The sequence below is a fragment of the Prosthecomicrobium sp. N25 genome, assembly GCF_037203705.1.
In the GTDB taxonomy this organism is placed as follows: Bacteria; Pseudomonadota; Alphaproteobacteria; order Rhizobiales; family Ancalomicrobiaceae; genus Prosthecodimorpha.
In genome coordinates, this window is the sequence record NZ_JBBCAT010000004.1 from 92,958 (window position 1) to 108,516 (window position 15,559).

15 protein-coding genes are annotated in these 15,559 nt (G+C 67.9%); 10 read left to right on the forward strand and 5 right to left on the reverse strand.

The annotated features are described in order from the left end of the window. Positions 1-22: 22 nt before the first annotated feature. The 4 genes from WBG79_RS22515 to WBG79_RS22530 all read right to left on the reverse strand — a co-directional run bounded on the left by WBG79_RS22515 (position 23) and on the right by WBG79_RS22530 (position 4,283). The gene (locus WBG79_RS22515; RefSeq protein WP_337359484.1) at positions 23-769 is read right to left on the reverse strand and encodes a peptidase; all 747 of its coding nucleotides are present in this window, start codon (positions 767-769) and stop codon (positions 23-25) included. Positions 770-960: 191 nt separating this feature from the next. Beyond that, positions 961-1,782, reverse strand: a complete 822-nt coding sequence (locus WBG79_RS22520; RefSeq protein WP_337359485.1) for a transglutaminase family protein — start codon at positions 1,780-1,782, stop codon at positions 961-963. Between the two features lie 19 nt (positions 1,783-1,801). Continuing rightward, complete coding sequence (locus WBG79_RS22525; protein WP_337359486.1) at positions 1,802-2,740, reverse strand: alpha-E domain-containing protein; 939 nt, start codon at positions 2,738-2,740, stop codon at positions 1,802-1,804. 49 nt (positions 2,741-2,789) lie between these two features. Next, the gene (locus tag WBG79_RS22530; protein WP_337359487.1) at positions 2,790-4,283 is read right to left on the reverse strand and encodes a circularly permuted type 2 ATP-grasp protein; all 1,494 of its coding nucleotides are present in this window, start codon (positions 4,281-4,283) and stop codon (positions 2,790-2,792) included. Between the two features lie 304 nt (positions 4,284-4,587). On the opposite strand from WBG79_RS22530, the gene sfsA reads away from it, so the two are divergent. From sfsA to WBG79_RS22555, 5 genes are all read left to right on the forward strand, one after another. Next, positions 4,588-5,286: a DNA/RNA nuclease SfsA gene (sfsA, locus tag WBG79_RS22535; protein WP_337359488.1), complete on the forward strand. Its 699-nt coding sequence runs from the start codon at positions 4,588-4,590 to the stop codon at positions 5,284-5,286. Between the two features lie 54 nt (positions 5,287-5,340). After that, entirely contained in the window at positions 5,341-5,982 is a 642-nt protein-coding gene (locus WBG79_RS22540) for a hypothetical protein (protein ID WP_337359489.1), read from the forward strand. Positions 5,983-6,131: 149 nt separating this feature from the next. After that, positions 6,132-6,959, forward strand: a complete 828-nt coding sequence (gene map, locus WBG79_RS22545; protein ID WP_337359490.1) for a type I methionyl aminopeptidase — start codon at positions 6,132-6,134, stop codon at positions 6,957-6,959. A gap of 9 nt (positions 6,960-6,968) precedes the next feature. Continuing rightward, complete coding sequence (gene radC, locus WBG79_RS22550) at positions 6,969-7,679, forward strand: RadC family protein (RefSeq protein WP_337359491.1); 711 nt, start codon at positions 6,969-6,971, stop codon at positions 7,677-7,679. Between the two features lie 168 nt (positions 7,680-7,847). Further along, positions 7,848-8,867, forward strand: coding sequence for an ABC transporter substrate-binding protein (locus tag WBG79_RS22555; protein ID WP_337359492.1), 1,020 nt, complete (start codon positions 7,848-7,850; stop codon positions 8,865-8,867). A 73-nt stretch (positions 8,868-8,940) separates the two neighbouring features. Here the strand turns inward: WBG79_RS22555 and WBG79_RS22560 are convergent, their stop codons facing one another. Further along, on the reverse strand, positions 8,941-10,413 hold the full coding sequence (locus tag WBG79_RS22560; RefSeq protein ID WP_337359493.1) for a mannitol dehydrogenase family protein: 1,473 nt from the start codon (positions 10,411-10,413) through the stop codon (positions 8,941-8,943). A gap of 196 nt (positions 10,414-10,609) precedes the next feature. Here WBG79_RS22560 and WBG79_RS22565 point away from each other — a divergent pair, with 196 nt between their 5' ends. The 5 genes from WBG79_RS22565 to WBG79_RS22585 all read left to right on the forward strand — a co-directional run bounded on the left by WBG79_RS22565 (position 10,610) and on the right by WBG79_RS22585 (position 15,489). Next, positions 10,610-11,386 carry a FadR/GntR family transcriptional regulator gene (locus WBG79_RS22565; protein WP_337359494.1) on the forward strand — a complete coding sequence of 259 codons (777 nt, stop codon included), beginning with the start codon at positions 10,610-10,612 and terminating at the stop codon, positions 11,384-11,386. 20 nt (positions 11,387-11,406) lie between these two features. Then, a complete protein-coding gene (locus WBG79_RS22570) occupies positions 11,407-12,384 on the forward strand; it encodes a sialic acid TRAP transporter substrate-binding protein SiaP (protein WP_337359495.1) in 978 nt (325 codons plus the stop codon). 79 nt (positions 12,385-12,463) lie between these two features. Then, entirely contained in the window at positions 12,464-13,036 is a 573-nt protein-coding gene (locus tag WBG79_RS22575) for a TRAP transporter small permease (protein ID WP_337359496.1), read from the forward strand. A gap of 6 nt (positions 13,037-13,042) precedes the next feature. Next, the gene (locus WBG79_RS22580) at positions 13,043-14,449 is read left to right on the forward strand and encodes a TRAP transporter large permease (protein ID WP_337359497.1); all 1,407 of its coding nucleotides are present in this window, start codon (positions 13,043-13,045) and stop codon (positions 14,447-14,449) included. Further along, complete coding sequence (locus WBG79_RS22585) at positions 14,446-15,489, forward strand: L-idonate 5-dehydrogenase (RefSeq protein ID WP_337359498.1); 1,044 nt, start codon at positions 14,446-14,448, stop codon at positions 15,487-15,489. Before WBG79_RS22580 ends, WBG79_RS22585 begins: the two co-directional genes overlap by 4 nt. The last annotated feature ends 70 nt before the right edge of the window (positions 15,490-15,559 follow it).

Below are 15,559 nucleotides of genomic sequence, written 5' to 3' on the forward strand. Positions count from 1 at the left end.
AGCGAGAAAGTTGCTAGAATTCTTAGTTGTCGAGCCCGTAGGGCGGGCGCGGGATGTTCTGGTGGGCGGCCCGGAGCGCGGCCGACCAGCGCTCGCGCAGGTCATGGAAATAGGGTTCGCCCGGCTCGACGCGGTGGACGAGTTCGGTCTGGACGGCGTCGCGGCGCATCACGGCGAGGTCGATCGGCATGCCGACGCCGAGATTCGACCGCATGGTCGAATCCATGGAGATGAGGCCGATCTTCAGGGCGTCGGGCAGGTCGACGTCGAACTTGATGGCGCGATCGAGGATCGGCTTGCCGTACTTGTGTTCGCCGATCTGCAGGTAGGGCGTGTCGACGGTCGCCTCGATGAAGTTTCCGGCCGAATAGACCATGAAGAGGCGGAGCCGGCCGCCCTTGATCTGGCCGCCGAGCAGCATGGTCACGTCGAAACTGAGGTTTTTCTGCTCCAGCATGCGACCGTCGAGGCGATAGACCTCTCGGATGGCGCGGCCGAGGAGCTGGGCGGTCTTGAACATGGTCGGGGCCGACTCGATCGTCTCGATCTCGCCGGTCTCCGGGTTCTCGAAGCCCTCGGTCACGAGGCTGACGATGGATTGGCTGATCGCCAGGTTGCCGGCGGTGGCGACCGCGATGGCGCGCTCGCCCGGGCGGTTGAAGACATGCAGCTTGCGGAAGGTGGCGATGTTGTCGAGGCCGGCATTCGTGCGCGTGTCGGCGATCATCACCAGACCGCCCCTCACCAAGATCCCGCAACAATAGGTCATGGTCCCACCCCGTCGGCCCGTCCCGCGCCCTGCGGTTTCGCAGATGGCGGGCGGGATCGCAAGGGGCGCCACCCGGCTGATCCGGGTGGCTCAGTCCACGCCGGCCATGATCGCGTGCCTCTTGCAAGGAGATACCGCCAGGGGTGGGCCCCGGTCCGCGGCATCGGGCATGGCAATTTTACCCGCAAGCCTCAAAACTCCCCCGTCTTCTCCACCGTGACCCGGACCGTCATGGCTTCGCCGTCGCCGCCGTAGCGGGTGCCGCGGATGGGGGCGGCGTCGAGGTAGTCGAGGCCGCAGGCGAGGCGGACGTAGGCGTCGGTGGGGCAGCGGTCGTTGGCGGCGTCGAAGCCGATCCAGCCTAGGCTGCCGCCGACCCAGGCCTCGGCCCAGGCGTGGCTGGCGCCGAGCGGGCCGGGCTCGGCCGGGTCGTACATGTAGCCGGAGACGTAGCGGGCGGGGATGTCGAGGACGCGCGCCGCGGAGACGAATATGTGGGCGAGGTCCTGGCAGACGCCGTGGTCGGTCGCGAAGGCCTCGGCCGCGGTGGTGGCGGCCTCGGTCGCCTCGCGGTCGTAGCGGAGCTCCCGGTTCAGCCGGCGCATGAGGGCGTGGAGGGTTGACAGCCGGTCTCCGCCTTCGCCGGCCGCGACCTCCCGGGCGAAGTCGCGGATGGCGGAATCGGCCTTGGTCAGGGCCGTATCGCGCAGGTAGAGCTTCGGCGGCATGCGCTCGGGAACGCCGCGCAGCACGCCCGTCGGATCCTCGGTGACGACTTCGCCGGAGGCCACGATGGAAAGCTCGGCGATCGGGCCGTCGATCGAGAAGGCGTGGGTGAGGTTGCCGTAGTGGTCATCCACCGGGGCCAGGCGGCAGTCCTGGCTGACGTCGATGCGCCAGTCCACCACATATTGATTGTCGGACCCGCGCGGCATCAGGCGCAGCGCCTGGATCGCATAGGTGGCGGGCTTCTCGTAGGCGTAGAGCGTCTCGTGGGTGATCCGGAGGCGCATGGTGGTGTCCCCCGGTCGTTCAGGTGAGATACTGGTCGTTGATCAGGCTGCCGAGCCGGCTGTTATCGGCGATCAGGCCCGACAGGTAGTCGTGAAGACCGCCCTGGAAGACATCGTCAAGCTTCGAGTTCTGCAAATGGGTGAAGGTGGCGCGCGCGAGGCGCTGGCTCGGCCCCTGGCGGCCGTAGTGGCGGGCGAGCATGTCCAGGTAGCGCGTGATGTTTTCGTAGCAGGAGGCGATCGATCGGGGCATCTGCTGGTTGAGGATCAAGAGGTCGGCCACGAGCCAGGGCTTCACGTTCTGCCGGTAGACCCAGTGATAGGCGGTCAGGGCCGACACGGAGCGCAGGATCGAGGACCACTGGAAATAGTCGAGGCTGCCGCCGACCTTGGCGCCGGGCGGCAGCAGCACGTGATACTTCACGTCGAGGATGCGGGCCGTCGCGTCCGCCCGCTCGATGTAAACGCCGATGCGGGTGAAGCAGTAGCTGTCGCTGCGCAGCATGGTCCGGTAGGCCGAACCGTCGAAGGACAGCGAGGTCTGCTTGACGAAGCGCAGGAAGTCCGAGAGACGCTGGGTCGGGTCCCTTGCAGGGAAGTTCTTGAGTTCCAGCCAGGCGGTGTTGATCGTCTCCCAGAGCTCGGTGGTCAGGGCGGTGCGCACCGAGCGGGCGTTGAAGCGCGCGACCTCGAGGCAGTTCTTGATGGACGACGGGTTCTGCGGCGAGAAGGCGAGGAACTCGACCACGGTCTCGGCGTCGGCCCGGTCGTAGTGCTGCCGGAAGGCCTCCAGGCAGCCGGTCGCGGCGAGCGCCGATTCCCACTCGTTGGTGGCGGCGCCGTAACCGGCCGGCAGGGCGGCGAGGCGGGTCGCCGCGTCGATGATCCGCGCGGTGTTCTCAGCGCGCTCGACGTAGCGGGAGAGCCAGTAGAGACTGTCGGCGGTGCGGCTCAGCATCGGGGTGGTCGGCTCCTGGACGATACGCGAGGGCGCGGGCTGGCGGTGCTCAGGCCTTTCCGGTCTGGGACTGCATCTGCGACTGGCTCTGCAACTGGGCCTGCGACGTGCCGTCCAGCACCGGCACGTCGACGACCCAGGTGTCCTTGGTGCCGCCGCCCTGGCTGGAGTTGACCACCAGGGACCCTTCCTTGAGGGCCACGCGAGTGAGGCCGCCGGGGACGGTCTTCACGCCGTCCGCGCCGGTCAGCACGTAGGGGCGGAGGTCGACGTGGCGAGGCGCGACGCCCTCGCCGACGAAGGTCGGCACGGTGGAGAGCGCCAGGGTGGGCTGGGCGATGAACTTGCTGGGGTCGCGGACGAGCTTGTCGCGGAAGGACTCGATCGTGGCCTTGTCGGCCTTCGGCCCGACCAGCATGCCGTAGCCGCCCGACCCGTCCACCTCCTTGACGACGAGGTCGCCGAGGTTGTCGAGCACGTAGCGGAGCGACTCGGGCTCCCGGCAGCGCCAGGTCGGCACGTTGTTGAGGATCGGCTCGGCGCCGGAATAGAAGCGGATGATCTCCGGCATGTAACTGTAGACGGCCTTGTCGTCCGAGACGCCCGTGCCGACCGCGTTGGCGAGCGTGACATTGCCGGCCCGGTAGGCGGAGAGCAGCCCGGGGACGCCGAGGACCGAATCGGGACGGAAGGCGAGGGGGTCGATGAAGTCGTCGTCGACGCGGCGGTAGACCACGTCCACCCGTTTCGGCCCCTCGGTGGTGCGCATGTAGAGGATGCTCTCGCGCACGAAGAGGTCGCGGCCCTCGACGAGCTCGACGCCGAGCTTGTCGGCCAGGAAGGAGTGCTCGTAGTAGGCCGAGTTGAAGGGGCCGGGGGTCAGGAGCGCGACGGTCGGCTCGCCGGGGGCGCTGCGCGGGGCGATGGTCTTCAGGGTGGCGAGGAGCTCGTCGGCGTAGTTCTCCACGGGCGCGATGCGGTGGCGGGCGCAGAGCTCGGGGAAGAGCCGCATCATCACCTCGCGGTTCTCCAGCATGTAGGAGACCCCGGAGGGCGTGCGGGCGTTGTCCTCGAGCACGTAGAAGGTCTCGGCGTCGACGCGGACGATGTCGATGCCGGCGATCGAGACGTAGATATCGTGCGGAAGCCTGAGCCCCTGCATCTCGGGGCGGTAGTAGGGGTTGCGATAGACGAGGTCCTCGGGAACGACGCCGGCGCGCAGGATCTCGCCCTTGCCGTAGACGTCCTTCAGGAAACTGTTCAGCGCGTTGACCCGCTGCTCCAGCCCCTTCGACAGCCGGTCCCACTCCGGGCGGGTCAGGATGCGCGGCACGATGTCGAAGGGGATCAGGCGCTCCTCGCCCTCCGCGTCGCCGTAGACCGCGAAGGTGATGCCGATGCGGCGGAACAGGAGCTCGGCCTCCTGCTGGCGCAGGCGCAGGAGTTCGGTCGGAGTGGCGCCCAGCCAGGACTGCACGATCTCATAGCCGGACCGGCATTCCTGTCCGAGCGCCGTCATCTCGTCGAAGGCGGTGACGGTCATCGTTCTGCAGCCCCCATGCCGGTCCGTTACCGTCATTTCCGCAAACCCCGGGCCGCGGCGCAAGCCGGATTCGTGACCAGGAAAATGCGGAGACGGCCCTCTGATTTGCGCAACCCTCGGGCAAGTTGCCCAAGTTTTCGGCACGAGCGCCGGTGCGGCCCTATCCGGCTGCAAGGCGGTCACGTCCGATCCTCACGGTAGGTCAGTCACGCCCGGGACGGAAGGGTGCGATTCGTTTCCCCCGCCGGGCTTGACGGGACAGGCGGGACGGTGTGGGAGGGAGCTCGCCCCAAGGAGCCCGCCGATGCGTTTCGCCCAGCCTCTCCTCACCGGCCGCTTGCGGCAGCGCTACAAGCGGTTCCTGTCGGACGTGGACCTGGACGAGGGCGGGCCGGTGACGGCCCATTGCGCCAATCCCGGGGCGATGCTCGGGCTCGCGCTGCCGGGCTCGCGGGTCTGGCTGTCGCGGTCGGAGGACCCCAAGCGGAAGCTCGCCCATTCCTGGGAGCTGGTCGAGGCCGACGGGGCGCTGGTCGGCATCAACACCGCGCACCCGAACCGTCTCGTCGAGGAGGCGATCCGCGGCGGGGTGATCGCCGAGCTGGCGGGCTATATGGGTCTTCGGCGGGAGGTGAAGTACGGCCGCAACAGCCGCGTCGACCTGCTGCTCGAAGACCCGGCGCGCGGGCGCGTCTTCGTGGAGGTGAAGAACGTCCACCTGCTCCGCCGGTCCGGGCTCGCCGAGTTCCCGGATTCGGTCACCGCCCGCGGGGCCAAGCACCTGGAGGAACTGGGCGACCAGGTCGAGGCGGGGCACCGGGCCGTGATGGTCTACCTCGTCCAACGCCCGGACGCGGACCGCTTCGCCCTGGCCACGGACATCGACCCCGCCTACGCCCGCGCCTTCGAGAGGGCGATGGCGCGCGGCGTCGAGGCGGTCGCGTATGCGTGCAGGGTCACGCCGGAGGAGATCGTGGTGGAGCGGGGGATTGAATTCGCGTAGGGATTGTGATGCCGTCGCCGCAGGTCTCGTCATCGATGCGGACGTCGGCTGCCCATGGACATCAAGGTTGAAGTCCAGAACTTGCCCTTGAGCAATCCGCCCTTGGTCTCATCGGGGCTGGCGGAATTCCTGGCATGGTGGAACTCACCAATCACCCGGCTGCTGTTCCGTGTTCTGGAATTTTTGTTCGAGTACAAGATCTGGCTTCTCATTGTTTTTTTCGGATTTGCGAAGATTTTCGAGATAGGACGCGAGTTATACCTGGCGCGACGCACCAAGAGGCAAATTCTTACGGGGCTCTTCATAGAGATCAAATTGAACACTGGCGGCCTCGATGACGCCTTGCACTACCGCCTGCGACTGGATTGGATGGTCGAGAGAGTGGCTGACGGCATGCCTGTTCTGCTTAGGTCGTCACACAGCGACCTCTTCTACCGCGCACACACGACATCTCTGGCCTCACTCGACCCCAGCATGGTGGCCAAGATCGTAAAGTTCTACACCTATCTGGACTCGGCAGATAAGGACATTCGAGCTTCGAGAGAGCCTGAGTTTGTCCGGATCTCAAGAAAAGGTCGTATGAATACGCTCAACAGCGCTGTCGATTCATTCTGTCGCGCAAGGACCCTAGGTCACCAAATTTGCGATGACCTGTTGCGCATTTATCCGCACATTGCCAAGGCAACGGCGTTGTAGGGATTTCAAACCTCCCAAGGGCGCGGAATCATGTCTGTTCTCCCGAATCTGATCGCAGTCATCGCGCTAGGCGAGGAATTCGCTGCTGGCGCGCGACCCAATGACAATTATATAGGTGGCTATCCCTCGTATCAAACGCAAAGCCTGTCATGGTCACCTACATCGATGCGGCGACGGCGCCGCCCAGGAATACCGGGGCGATCCGGCTCTACGGGCCGGACGGCTTCGAGGGCATGCGCCGGGCGGGGCAGCTCGCGGCGCGGTGTCTGGACGAACTGACGCATCTCGTGCGGGTCGGGACGACCACGTTGGAGATCGACGACTTCGTCTATCGCTTCGGGCTGGACAACGGCGCGATCCCGGCGACGCTGAACTACCGCGGCTACACCAAGAGCTGCTGCACGTCGATCAACCACGTGGTCTGCCACGGCATCCCGAACGACAAGCCGTTGCGCGACGGCGACATCGTCAACATCGACGTGACGCTGATCCTCGACGGCTGGCACGGGGACTCCTCGCGGATGTACCTGGTCGGCAACGTCAAACGGGCGGCGGAGCGGCTCGTCGAGGTGACCTGGGAGGCGCTCATGCGCGGCTGCGCGGCCGTCAAGCCGGGGGCCAGCACGGGCGACATCGGGGCGGCGATCCAGGACTTCGTCGAGGCGGAGCGCTGCTCGGTGGTCCGCGACTTCTGCGGCCACGGGGTCGGGCTCCTGTTCCACGACTCGCCCAACATCCTTCACTACGGCAGGCCCGGCGAGGGTGTGACCCTGAAGCCCGGCATGATCTTCACGATCGAGCCGATGGTGAACCTCGGGCGGCCGCACGTGAAGGTTCTCGGGGACGGCTGGACGGCGGTGACGCGCGACCGCTCGCTTTCCGCCCAGTTCGAGCATACCGTAGGGGTAACCCAGACCGGCTGCGAGATCTTCACGCTCTCGCCCGCCGGGCTACACAAGCCACCCTACGGGATCTGACGGAGCGCCATGGACGGCTTCGACGACGCGAGGACCCCCGCCTCGAAGGAGCCGCACTGGCACGGACACCGGGAGCGCCTGAAGGCGCGCTTCCGGGAGCGCGGCGCCGACGGCTTGCCGGATTACGAGCTGCTCGAGCTCGTCCTCTTCCGCTCGATCCCCCGCCGGGACGTCAAGGCGCTCGCCAAAACCCTCATCCAGCGATTCGGGTCCTTCTCGGAAGTCCTGGCGGCGCCTCACGAAAGGCTCGTCGAGGTCGATGGCGTCGGGGACGGGGCGGCGACCGATCTCAAGCTGGTGCTCGCCGCCGCGCAGCGCTTCGCCCGCGGCGAGGTGCGCAAGAAGCCGGTCCTGTCGAGTTGGGCGAACGTCATCGACTACTGCCGGGCCGCGATGGCGTTCGAGCCCAAGGAGCAGTTCCGCATCCTGTTCCTGGACAAGCGCAACGGCCTGATCGCCGACGAGGTGCAGCAGGTCGGCACGGTCGACCACACCCCGGTCTACCCGCGCGAGGTGATCAAGCGGGCGCTGGAGCTCTCCGCGACGGCGGTGATCCTGGTGCACAACCACCCGTCCGGCGACCCGACACCCTCCCAGGCGGACATCACGATGACGCGCCAGATCGTCGACATCGCCAAGCCGCTCGGCATCGCGGTGCACGACCACATCATCGTGGGCCGGGACGGGCACGCCAGCTTCAAGGGGCTGCGGCTGATCTGAACGGTCCGCCGGGAGGCCGTCCGGGCGCCTCGCAATCTCCGGTGATCAACTTCTATGCTGCCCAAAAAACCGCTCGACAGGCCGCCGGTCCGGTGTTGAACTGACGCCCCGGTAACAGTCTCCGCGAGACCCGGGACGGGCTCGACGGGGCGGAGTCCGGAGGGTCGCATGACGATCGGAATTGCGAAGTCTGTATTGGCCGGGGCCGTGGCGCTGGCGCTCGGGACCGGGGCCGCGTGGGCGCAAGCCAAGGACGTGAAGTTCACGCTCGACTGGGCCGTGCAGGGCAACCATGCGATCTGGACGGTGGCGCAGGAGCGCGGCTACTTCACCAAGGAAGGCCTGAACGTCAAGATCGACCGCGGCTTCGGCTCGGGCGACGCGGTCACCAAGGTCGCCAGCGGCGCCTACGACATCGGCTTCTCGGACATCAACGCCGTCATCAAGTACAACGGCGAGAACCCGACCAACCCGGTCATCGGCGTCTTCCAGACCTTCGACAAGACGCTGAACTCGATCATCACGCTGAAGAAGAGCGGCATCAAGAGCCCGAAGGACCTCGTCGGCAAGAATCTCGGCTCACCGGAGGCGGACTCCTCGCGACTGATGTTCCCGGCCTTCGCCAAGGCCAACGGGCTCGATCCGGCGGCGGTGAAGTGGACCTCCATGCAGCCGCAGCTGCGCGAGGCGATGCTTGTGCAGGGGCAGGTCGACGCGATCTCGGGCTTCGCCTCCACGTCGGTCTTCAACCTGACCGGCGTCGGCGTCGCCGAGGCCGACATCGTGGTCTTCTCCTTCCCGGACAACGGTCTCGACCTCTACGGCTCGACCGTCATCGTCCGCAAGGAATTCGCCGAGAAGAACCCGGACACCGTCGCGGCCTTCGTGCGGGCGACCGTCGCGGGCCTCAAGGACGTGGCGAAGGACCCGGACGGCGTCATCCCGACGCTCGCCAAGGTCGACCCGCTGGTCAAGCAGGACCTGGAGAAGGCGCGGCTGAAGTTCGTTCTCGACCGCGCCATGCTGACCCCCGGCATCAAGGCAAACGGCTTCGGCCATGTCGACCCTGCCCGGATGCTGAAGTCGATCGAGGTCGCCGCCGAGGCCTACGCCCTGAAGGCGGTGCCGAAGCCGGAGGACGTCTATTCGACGAAGTTCCTGCCGCCGGCCGACCAGCGGAAGCCGTGACGCGCCAACAGCCTCTGTGCTCTCGAAGACAATGCCCGGGCACCCGCCCGGGCATTTTCGCTTTCGGAGGGGCTCAGCGGCCGGCGGTCTCGGCGACCGTGGCGCGCGCGCCGACCCGATAGAGGCTCGCCAGAGCCTCCTTGACCGGGCGGATGAACCTCGGCTCGGCGGGGAGGTCGTCGCCGAAGATCTCGCGGATGCCGATCAGGCTGGCGGCCAGGGTCTCGGGGTTGCCGGCGGCCGCCGCGATGTCCTTGAAGCGGGACGCCATCGGGTCGCGGACGTCGATCGGCTCGCCCTTCTCGTCGACGCCGGTCACGTAGCGCATCCAGGCGGCCACGCCGAGGGCGAGGCGGTCGATGGAGGCCCCGGCCGCGAGGCGGTCGCGGATGGTGCCGAGCAGGCGCTGGGGCAGCTTCTGCGAGCCGTCCATGGCGATCTGCCAGGTGCGATGCTTCAGGGCCGGGTTCCGGAAACGCTCGATCAGCGCGTCCTTGTAGGCGGTCAGGTCCGTGCCGGGCGGCATGTGCAGGGTGGGGGTCGCCTCCTCGTCCATCAGGCCGCGGACGAGGCGCGCGTAGGCGGGATCGGCCATGGTCTCGGAGACGGTCTGGTAGCCGCCGAGGTAGCCCAGATAGGCGAGCGTCGAGTGGCTGCCGTTGAGAAGACGCAGCTTCATGTGCTCGAAGGGCTCGACGTCGTCGACGAGCTCCACGCCGACGGCGGCGAGATCCGGCCGGCCGTTCGGGAAACGGTCCTCCAGCACCCACTGGGTGAAGGGCTCGGTCATCACCGGCCAGGCGTCGGTCACGCCGAGGGCGGCGGAGACGCGGGCGCGGTCCTCGTCGGTGGTCGCCGGGACGATGCGGTCGACCATGGAGGAGGGGCAGCAGACCTCGTCGCGCACCCACTGGCCGAGCTCGTCGGAGACGAGGGCGCAGAAGCGGTCGAGCACCGCCTTGAGGGTTTTTCCGTTGGCCGGGAGGTTGTCGCAGGACACGATGGTGAAGGGCGGCGTGCCGGCGGCGAAGCGGCCGGCGAGGGCGGCGGCCAGGAAGCCGAGGGCGGAGCGCGGGCGGAACAGGTCGCCGAGGTCGTGGACGACGTCCGGGTGGTCCTCCTTGAGCGCGCCGGTCGCCGGGTCGTGGCAATAGCCCTTCTCGGTGATCGTGAGCGTCACGATGCGGATGCGCGGATCGGCGAGTAGCGCGATGAGCCGCTCGGGATCCTCGGGGGCGACCAGCACCTGCTGGACCGAGCCGATCACCCGGAGCGCCTCGCCGTCGCCGGCGCGGACCGCGAGGGTGTAGAGCCCGTTCTGCGGCTCCAGGGCGTCCCGGGTGTCGGGGCTGCGCAGGCTGGCGGCGGCGATGCCCCACTCGGTCTCGCCCCCGGCCAGGACATCGTCGAAATAGACCGCCTGGTGGGCGCGGTGGAAGGCGCCGATCCCGAGGTGCACGACGCCGCAGCCGACGGCCTCGCGGTCGTAGCGCGGGCGCGCCACGGCGGCGGGGAGGCGGTCGAGAAGGTCGGGTCCGAGGCGCATGGCGTTTCCGTCTTCGTTTCTGTCGGGGCGGGGACCTTGACACGGGGCGCCGGACAGCGTCAATGTCCCGGTCAATTGGTCTGACCAATCTACCGTACGGTGACGTACTGTCGATCGACCCGGGCCCCAGGCACGGCTCCGCTCCAGGAGCGCCGATCCAACGGCGCCGACGTGGATTTGTTCGGGAGGACTTTCGTTGCCGCTCGCCGCCATCGAGCCGCGCCGTCTCTACAGACAGGTCGCGGACCAGCTGCGCCAGCTGATCGACCGGGGGGAATACCCGGTCGGCGGGCGGCTGCCGACGGAGCGCGAGCTCGCCGAGCAGCTCGGCGTATCAAGGCCGACGGTGCGCGAGGCGCTGATCGCGCTCGAGGTCGAGGGGCGGCTGAAGATCCGGGTCGGCTCCGGCATTTACGTGGTCGAGCCGCCCGCGGCGGCGGCCGCGCCGGCCGGGCCCGCGCCGATCGAGGGGCCGTTCGAGCTCCTCAGGGCGCGCCAGTTCGTCGAGAGCGCCATCGCGGCGGAGGCGGCGCGCGTGGCCGGGCCCGAGGACGTCGCGCGGCTAGACGCCATCCTGGCCGAGATGGACCGGGGCGGGGGCAAGGAAGAGCTGATCGCGATGGACCGCGCCTTCCATACCACCATCACGGCGATGCTCGACAACGCGGTCCTTGTGCGCTTCGTGGGCGAGCTCTTCGACCAGCGCATCAATCCCTATTTCGAGCAGCTCGCCCTCTATTTCGAGAACGAGGCGACCTGGCGCGCGGCGACCGCCGAGCACCGGGCCGTCCGCGATGCGATCGCGGCCCAGGACCCCGAGGGGGCCAGCGCAGCGATGCGGCATCACCTGGAACGGTCGCAGGAGCGGCTCTCGTCGAGCTTCGGAGACGGAGCGGGCGAGCGCGGCCGACCGGCACGCAAGATCGCCGGCCCGCCCCGCAACGGGCGGCCGGCACGGATCGACCACGACTGACGAAAAGGGAGGACATCAGAATGCTGAAGAAGACCGTAGGACTGGCCGTCGCGGCCGCGCTCGGGCTCGCCATGGGCACCAGCGCCGCGCTGGCGCAGACCAAACTGAAGTGGGCGCACGTCTACGAGACGTCCGAGCCGTTCCACACGGAGAGCGTCTGGGCCGCCAACGAATTCGCGAAGCGGACCAACAACAAGTACCAGATCGAGGTCTATCCGGCCTCGCAGCTCGGCAAGGAGACGGACATCAACCAGGGCCTGTCGCTGGGCTCGGTCGACATCATCATCTCCGGCTCGAGCTTCGCGGCGCGATCCTTCCCGCCGATCGGCGTCACCTACTATCCCTTCATCTTCCGCGACGCCGACCATCTCCTCGCCTACACGAAGAGCGACATCTACAAGGAGCTCAACAAGGGCTACGAGGACAAGACCGGCCACCACATCGTGGCGACGACCTATTACGGCGCCCGCCACACCTCGTCCAACCGGCCGATCAAGGCCTGCGCGGATATGAAGGGCCTGAAGATGCGGGTGCCGGACGTTCCGGCCTACCTCGCCATGCCGCGCGCCTGCGGGGCCAACACGACGCCGATCGCCTTCGCGGAGGTCTACCTGGCGCTGCAGAACGGCACCGTCGAGGCGCAGGAGAACCCGCTCACCACGATCGAGGCCAAGAAGTTCTACGAGGTGCAGAAGCACATCGTCCTGACCGGCCACATCGTCGACCACCTCAACACGATCGTCGCCAAGGGCACCTGGGACAAGTTCACCCCCGAGGAGCAGAAGATCTTCGTGGAGGTGGCCCAGGAGGCCGCCAGGCGCGCCACCGACCAGATCAAGAAGCGCGAGGCCGAACTCGTCACCTTCTTCAAGGAGAAGGGCCTGACGGTGACGGACATCAACCGGCAGGAGTTCATCGACGCGGTCGCCAAGGCGGTCACGTTCGAGCAGTTCGGCTACCGCAAGGCCGACTACGACAAGATCGTCGCGATCAAGTGACCTCGACCGGCCGGGCGGGGCTTCCACGGCCCGCCCGGCCGATCTTCTCGCGCCGGACCAGCTCTCCCGAGGACCTTTCATGACCCCCGAAATCCACACCCCGATCTCCGGCGAGGAGCTCGCCCACGTCTTCGACGACCAGCCGGTCGAGGTGAATCTCGGGACCTTCGGGATCGAGGACTGGGTGGCCATCGCGATCTTCTGGCTGATGGCGCTGGCCGTCTTCCTGCAGTTCTTCACCCGCTACGTGCTCAACGACAGCTTCGCCTGGACCGAGGAGATCGCGATCTACTGCCTGATCGGCGTGGTCTTCGTCGGCTCGGCCATGTGCGTGCGGCTGACCCGGCACATCCACGTGGACTTCCTCTACCGCTATCTGCCCGGCGGACCGGGACGCATCCTGGCGACGGTCGTCGGCCTCGTCCGGATCGTCTTCTTCGCCTACGCCGGCTGGCTCTTCTACAAGTACGCCTCGATCATCTCGGACGAGCGGATGACCACGGTCGACCTGCCGAAATCCATCGTGTTCTACACCGTCATCGCGGCCTTCGCGATGATGACCGTCCGGGCGATCCAGGTCTTCGTGCAGGATCTCCGGCGCGGCTACTCGCCGCTCGAGAAGCCCGAAGCCTTCGACGGCTCGGAGGCCTGATCCGCCATGGCGCTGCTTCTCGGCCTCTTCCTCGGGCTCATGGTGATCGGCGTGCCGGTCGCCCTCTCGATGGCGGTCTCGTCGATCGCCTACATCCTGGTCTACGGCGTCGCGCCGGACGTAATCGTCGCCCAGCGCATGTTCGCGGGCGTGGAGAGTTTCCCGCTGCTCGCCGTGCCGTTCTTCATCCTGGCCGGCAACCTCATGAACATCGCCGGCGTAACGGGGCGCATCTACTCCTTCGCGGTCGCGCTCGTCGGCTGGATGAAGGGGGGCCTGGCGCAGGTCAACATCATCGGCTCGGTGATCTTCTCGGGCATGTCGGGGACTGCCATCGCGGACGCGGCCGGCATCGGCACCATCGAGATCAAGGCCATGAAGGACCACGGCTACCCGATCGAGGTGGCGGTCGGCGTGACGGCTGCCTCGGCGACGCTCGGGCCGATCATCCCGCCGTCCTTGCCCTTCGTGATCTACGGCATGATGGCCAACGTCTCGATCGGCGCGCTCTTCCTGGGCGGCGTCATCCCGGGCGTGGTCATGACCGTGTTCATGATGCTGACGGTCGCCATCTTCGCGCGCCGCTACGGCTGGGGCGCGGACGCGCCCTTCGAGATCCGCAAGCTGGCCGAGGCCGGCCTCGAGGTCTTCATCGTGCTGGCCTTCCCGATCGCCGTCTACGCGATGATCTGGGCCGGGCTGTCGCAGAACGTGGCGATCGGGATCGCGCTGGCCGTCCTGCTGGCGCTCGACTGGACCTTCAACTTTTCGGCCGTGATGGCGCTGATGACGCCGGTCATCCTGATCGGCGGCATGACGCTCGGCTGGTTCACGCCGACCGAGGCGGCGGTGGCGGCGGTGATCTGGTCGCTGTTCCTCGGCCTGGTGCGCTACCGCAGCATGACGTTCCGCACGCTCGCCAAGGCGACGCGCGACACGGTGGAGACGACGGCCTCGGTGCTCTTCATCGTGACCGCGGCGTCGGTCTTCGCCTGGCTCCTCACCGTCAGCCAGGCGGCGGCGCTCCTCTCCGACGCGATCCTGAGCATCACCCAGAACAAGTGGGTGTTCCTGGTCCTCGTCAACCTATTGCTGCTCTTCATCGGCTGCTTCCTGGACACGATCGCGGCGATCACGATCGTCGTGCCGATCCTCCTGCCGATCGCGCTGAAGCTCGGGGTCGACCCGGTCCACTTCGGCCTGATCATGACCCTGAACCTGATGATCGGGCTTCTGCACCCGCCGCTTGGGATGGTGCTGTTCGTGCTCTCCCGCGTCGCCAAGCTGTCGGTCGAGCGGACCACGGTGGCGATCCTGCCCTGGCTCATCCCGCTCTTCGCGGCGCTCTTCGCCATCACGTTCGTGCCGGAGCTGACCCTCTGGCTGCCGAAATACATGGGACTGTCGAAATGAACAGCGCGCTCGCCGCCACCCTCTTCGCCCCGGAAGACCTGCGGATGGTCGAGACCCCGCTCGGGGACCTGGCGCCCGGCATGGTGCGCATCCGGTTCCGGGCGGGGGGGATCTGCGGCTCCGACATGCACTACTACCGCCATGCGCGGACGGGCGACTTCGTGGTCCGGGATCCGCTGATCCTCGGGCACGAGATCGCCGGCGAGGTGGCGGCCCTCAACGGGCCGGCGCCGGGGCTCAAGGTGGGCGACCGGGTCGCCGTCAATCCGTCGCGCTGGTGCGGTCATTGCGTCCGCTGCCGGGAGGGGCGGCCGAACCTCTGCGAGAACATCTACTTCATGGGTTCGGCGTCGAAATACCCGCACATGCAGGGCGGCTTCGCGTCCTATTTCGACGCGGTGCCGGCGCAGTGCGTGGCGGTGCCGGATCATGTGCCCCTGCAGGCGGCGGCGCTCGCCGAGCCGCTCGCCGTGTGCCTGCACGCGGTGCGGCGGGCGGGCGACATCCGGGGCCGGTCGGCGATCCTGTTCGGGGCGGGGCCGATCGGGCTGCTGACGCTGCTCGCCGCGAAGCTGGCGGGGGCGGGGACGACCGCGATGGTGGACCTCGCCGCCGCGCCGCTCGCCTTCGCGACCCGGCTCGGGGCGGACCGGGCGATCGACATCTCGGGGGGCGAGGAGCCGCTCGCCCAGGCCGCGGCGGAGACGCCCTTCGACGTCGCCTTCGAGGTCTCGGGCACCGCGGCGGGCCTCGCCGCGGCCATCCGCACGGTCCGGCGCGGGGGCACGATCGTGCAGATCGGCAACCTGCCGGGCGGGTCGATCCCCGTGCCCGCCAACGCTGTGATGGCCAAGGAGATCGACTTCCGCGGCTCGTTCCGCTTCGGGCACGAGTTCGAGGAGGCGGTCCGGCTGATCGCCGACGGGTCGGTCGACGTGCTGCAGCTCGTCACCGCCGAGCGGCCGCTCGCGGACGCACCGGACGCGGTGCGGCTGGCGCTCGACCGGTCGCAGAGCGTGAAGGTCGTGCTCACGGCGTGACGGGGTCCGTCGCGGGCCGGTCACCGGGCCGGCAGTGGCGGGCGTGGACAGGAACAGGAGAGGTCGGGTT

What these genes read in the sequence shown, in the direction of transcription:
- WBG79_RS22515 (WP_337359484.1), bottom strand. Translation starts at nt 769, where the DNA reads ATGACCTATTGTTGCGGGATCTTGGTGAGGGGCGGTCTGGTGATGATC.
- WBG79_RS22520 (WP_337359485.1), bottom strand. Translation starts at nt 1,782, where the DNA reads ATGCGCCTCCGGATCACCCACGAGACGCTCTACGCCTACGAGAAGCCC.
- WBG79_RS22525 (WP_337359486.1), bottom strand. Translation starts at nt 2,740, where the DNA reads ATGCTGAGCCGCACCGCCGACAGTCTCTACTGGCTCTCCCGCTACGTC.
- WBG79_RS22530 (WP_337359487.1), bottom strand. Translation starts at nt 4,283, where the DNA reads ATGACCGTCACCGCCTTCGACGAGATGACGGCGCTCGGACAGGAATGC.
- sfsA (WP_337359488.1), top strand. Translation starts at nt 4,588, where the DNA reads ATGCGTTTCGCCCAGCCTCTCCTCACCGGCCGCTTGCGGCAGCGCTAC.
- WBG79_RS22540 (WP_337359489.1), top strand. Translation starts at nt 5,341, where the DNA reads ATGGACATCAAGGTTGAAGTCCAGAACTTGCCCTTGAGCAATCCGCCC.
- map (WP_337359490.1), top strand. Translation starts at nt 6,132, where the DNA reads ATGGTCACCTACATCGATGCGGCGACGGCGCCGCCCAGGAATACCGGG.
- radC (WP_337359491.1), top strand. Translation starts at nt 6,969, where the DNA reads ATGGACGGCTTCGACGACGCGAGGACCCCCGCCTCGAAGGAGCCGCAC.
- WBG79_RS22555 (WP_337359492.1), top strand. Translation starts at nt 7,848, where the DNA reads ATGACGATCGGAATTGCGAAGTCTGTATTGGCCGGGGCCGTGGCGCTG.
- WBG79_RS22560 (WP_337359493.1), bottom strand. Translation starts at nt 10,413, where the DNA reads ATGCGCCTCGGACCCGACCTTCTCGACCGCCTCCCCGCCGCCGTGGCG.
- WBG79_RS22570 (WP_337359495.1), top strand. Translation starts at nt 11,407, where the DNA reads ATGCTGAAGAAGACCGTAGGACTGGCCGTCGCGGCCGCGCTCGGGCTC.
- WBG79_RS22575 (WP_337359496.1), top strand. Translation starts at nt 12,464, where the DNA reads ATGACCCCCGAAATCCACACCCCGATCTCCGGCGAGGAGCTCGCCCAC.
- WBG79_RS22580 (WP_337359497.1), top strand. Translation starts at nt 13,043, where the DNA reads ATGGCGCTGCTTCTCGGCCTCTTCCTCGGGCTCATGGTGATCGGCGTG.
- WBG79_RS22585 (WP_337359498.1), top strand. Translation starts at nt 14,446, where the DNA reads ATGAACAGCGCGCTCGCCGCCACCCTCTTCGCCCCGGAAGACCTGCGG.